This window comes from Priestia sp. 10L35, from assembly GCF_056395685.1.
Genome location: NZ_JBFTKA010000035.1, coordinates 1 through 3,295 on the forward strand (window position 1 = coordinate 1; position 3,295 = coordinate 3,295).

At 34.7% G+C, this 3,295-nt stretch carries 4 protein-coding genes; 3 read left to right on the forward strand and 1 reads right to left on the reverse strand.

From position 1 onward, the window contains the following. Positions 1 to 125, forward strand: a 125-nt coding sequence (locus AC1DEF_RS28935; protein WP_477727705.1) for a cold-shock protein, incomplete at its 5' end; no start/stop codon positions are given. Between the two features lie 283 nt (positions 126 to 408). Here AC1DEF_RS28935 and AC1DEF_RS28940 read toward each other — a convergent pair. Further along, on the reverse strand, positions 409 to 612 hold the full coding sequence (locus AC1DEF_RS28940; RefSeq protein ID WP_097825600.1) for a cold-shock protein: 204 nt from the start codon (positions 610 to 612) through the stop codon (positions 409 to 411). A 284-nt stretch (positions 613 to 896) separates the two neighbouring features. On the opposite strand from AC1DEF_RS28940, the gene cshA reads away from it, so the two are divergent. After that, complete coding sequence (cshA, locus tag AC1DEF_RS28945; protein ID WP_097825601.1) at positions 897 to 2,297, forward strand: degradosome RNA helicase CshA; 1,401 nt, start codon at positions 897 to 899, stop codon at positions 2,295 to 2,297. 535 nt (positions 2,298 to 2,832) lie between these two features. Further along, entirely contained in the window at positions 2,833 to 3,021 is a 189-nt protein-coding gene (locus AC1DEF_RS28950; protein WP_053488355.1) for a hypothetical protein, read from the forward strand. The last annotated feature ends 274 nt before the right edge of the window (positions 3,022 to 3,295 follow it).

Below are 3,295 nucleotides of genomic sequence, written 5' to 3' on the forward strand. Positions count from 1 at the left end.
TCGTACATTTCAGCTCTATTCAAAGTGAAGGCTTTAAATCGTTAGACGAAGGTCAAAAAGTAACGTTTGATATCGAACAAGGTCAACGTGGAGCACAAGCTGCTAACGTTCATAAAGTAGCATAATCAAAATGAGTAAAAAAGACTCCATCTTGGAGTCTTTTTTTACTTTTGATTCCATTAGCTAGCAAAAAACATATTATATCTACTTTTAAAATCTAGATATAATGGAAAAATAAAGGTTTTATGTCTGGTTTCTAGATAAAACGAACGGTACAAGGTATGGACTAGCTATACCATATATCAGAAATATAAAGCAAATATGGCATATGTCTTTGGTAAGAAGTTTACTTTCAGTTAAAGAAGTGCCAGAAGTTTTTTAGGGATTTATCCAAAAGGCAGCCATGAATTATTTTTGATGGGGATTAGGTGACGCATCTAAAAGCCTTTTTTCAGCTCTCATTTTATGGCCACACAAAGGACAATTTTGATGATTTTCATAAGAAAAGTTTTTTCTCATCCAGCCATTACACTCTTCTGATTCACATTCCCAAATCTCTGTTCGTTCTTTAGGTAAGGGCTCTTTATTTTTCTTCCTATGGTTAAAATACATAACTACATCATCCCTCCTCCTAAATAGTATACCTTTTTAGAAAGAAATAGTAGGAACCATATCTTTCTAAATTAAATCACTCTATATAGGTATGATAAGAATTTATAAATACACGTAAGCGTGGATAAAATAAGGCATGAATTCAACTTGTACAAATCCGTTAGAACAAGATGTTCGTTGATAGTAACATTGATTTACCATACACAGAAATGAATAAGCACTATCTCTGTTTGAAGAGTACTTTTCTCATTTCTGAATTAAGTAAGAGAAGGAGCACGAAACAGTTGAAAAAGTTTTCTGATTTTCACTTAAGTAAGGACATTGAAAAGGCCATTCATAACTTGGGTTTTGAAGAGGCTACGCCGATTCAGGCTGAAGCTATTCCGATAGCTATGACGGGTAAAGATCTAATTGGACAAGCTCAAACCGGTACTGGAAAGACAACAGCTTTTGGCATACCCCTTATAGAGGGAGTTGAGCTTGCTGAAGAAGCAATCCAGGGAATAGTTTTAGCACCGACACGTGAACTGGCGATTCAAGTAGCTGAAGAGTTAAATCGAATTGGTCAGGTAAAAGGAGTTAAAACGCTACCCATTTATGGAGGGCAGGATATTAATCGTCAAATCAAAGCCCTTAAGAATAGACCACATATTATCTCGGCAACTCCTGGACGTCTTATGGACCATATGAAAAGAAGAACCATCCGTTTAAGTCATATTCGTACGGCTGTTCTGGATGAAGCAGATGAGATGTTAAACATGGGTTTTATTGAAGATATCCAAACGATTCTTGGTGGCATCACTTCTCCCCATCAAACCTTACTATTTTCAGCAACCATGTCGAAGCAAGTACAAAGTTTGGCGCAGAAATTTATGAACACTCCTGAACTCGTAAAAGTAAAAACGAAGGAGTTAACAGTAAAGAATATTGAGCAACGTTATGTAGAAATTCCTGAGAATCGAAAATTTGATGTTCTTTGCAATCTTGTAGATCTTCAATCACCAGACCTTGCTATTGTGTTTGGACGCACAAAAAAACGTGTGGATGAACTTGCTGAAGGGCTAAAAAAACGTGGGTATGCAGCAGAAGGCATTCACGGAGATCTTACACAATCAAAACGTGCCGATGTGATTCGTCAATTCAAGGATCATACGATTGAGATTATGGTCGCAACCGACGTTGCAGCAAGGGGACTTGATATTACAGGTGTTAGTCATGTCTATAATTTTGATATTCCTCAGGATCCTGAAAGCTATGTTCATCGTATTGGTCGAACAGGACGGGCAGGTACTAAGGGATTGGCGGTTACATTTATAACCTCGAGAGAACGTCATCACTTAAAAGTGATTGAAAATGTCACAAAAACAAGAATGTCTAGACAATCACCTCCTACTTCTAGTGAAGTAATGGCAGGACATCAGGAAGCAATCATACACCGCGTTTTGAACACCATCGACAAGAGAGAGTTCGGGGAATATAAACCTGTGGCGGAAAAGTTATTAGAAGAAGTGGATTCTGTTACCTTATTGTCAGCTACTTTAAAGCTCTTAACAAAAGAATCGAATATGGCTCCTGTCCAATTAACTGAAGTGGCACCACTTCGTAATGAAAAGGCAAAAACGGAGCGTAAGAGAAGTAAAGGCAGAAAAGAAACAGTATGGCGTGAAAAAAAGTATAGAAAATAATCCCTTACTGTTTTATGACTATGTACTTCATTAGTAGATATTGAGATTTATCACACTGTAAGGTGTCAAAATACAACTATCCCTTTGTGAACCAACTATCGAAGAAAGGTTGCTTATTTTTTTAACACATATACCAGAAAACCTATACGAATTGATGTAAGCCTTTCTCAGCTCCATTATAAGAATCACACGGAAACTTTAATTGTTAATCCTTATGATTGTGGAGAACTAAAGAAATATCAGGCAAAAGAACTGGGTAAAAATAAAGAATCTTAGGAGATTTAAATTATGCCTTAAGATAAATTTTATTATTTCTGATATGAGAGAGGATGATGGCTATGAGCGTAAAACTATTTAGTAATGGAGAAATAGTAAACATAAGAGTATCGAATGAATTAGTGACAATCTTAAGAAGTCATTATGTAAAAAACATGAAAAGATACTCTTATACTGTCAATAAATATCCAAGTACTTTTTTCTTTGAAGAAGAATTAATGAAACAAGAATAATAAGTAGATAAAGAGGTGCTACACCTATGCTTAAATTTAAAGTTATTTTTGAATTTATAAATGGCAGGACAAAGGAATTAAAATTTGAAGCCACATCAAAGAAAGAAGTCATTAGTCATATAACAAAATATGAAAGATTCATTTCGAATGAAAAAGAGCTAGTGCACATCAATTTAAATAATGTGGTACAGTTTATGGTTACAGAAGAAAAATAAGAATAATAAAAATAGGCATCTATCTATTAATTGGGGTGCTTTTTATTTTGATAGAAATACTGATTTAAGAAATAAGCAACGCTATAAGGTTTAGAGCTTTTTGATTCCATGACGTGTCCTCAGTGTCCTTTTTTATTTTGAGAAAACAGGGAATCTTTTAAGACTCGTCGTATTCATATAGATAAAGAGGTGGTTGAATTGAAACAATTAATTATCAATAATGTTGAATTTAACGTTGAAAATTTCGAAGAAAAAACAATTACACATTCCACTA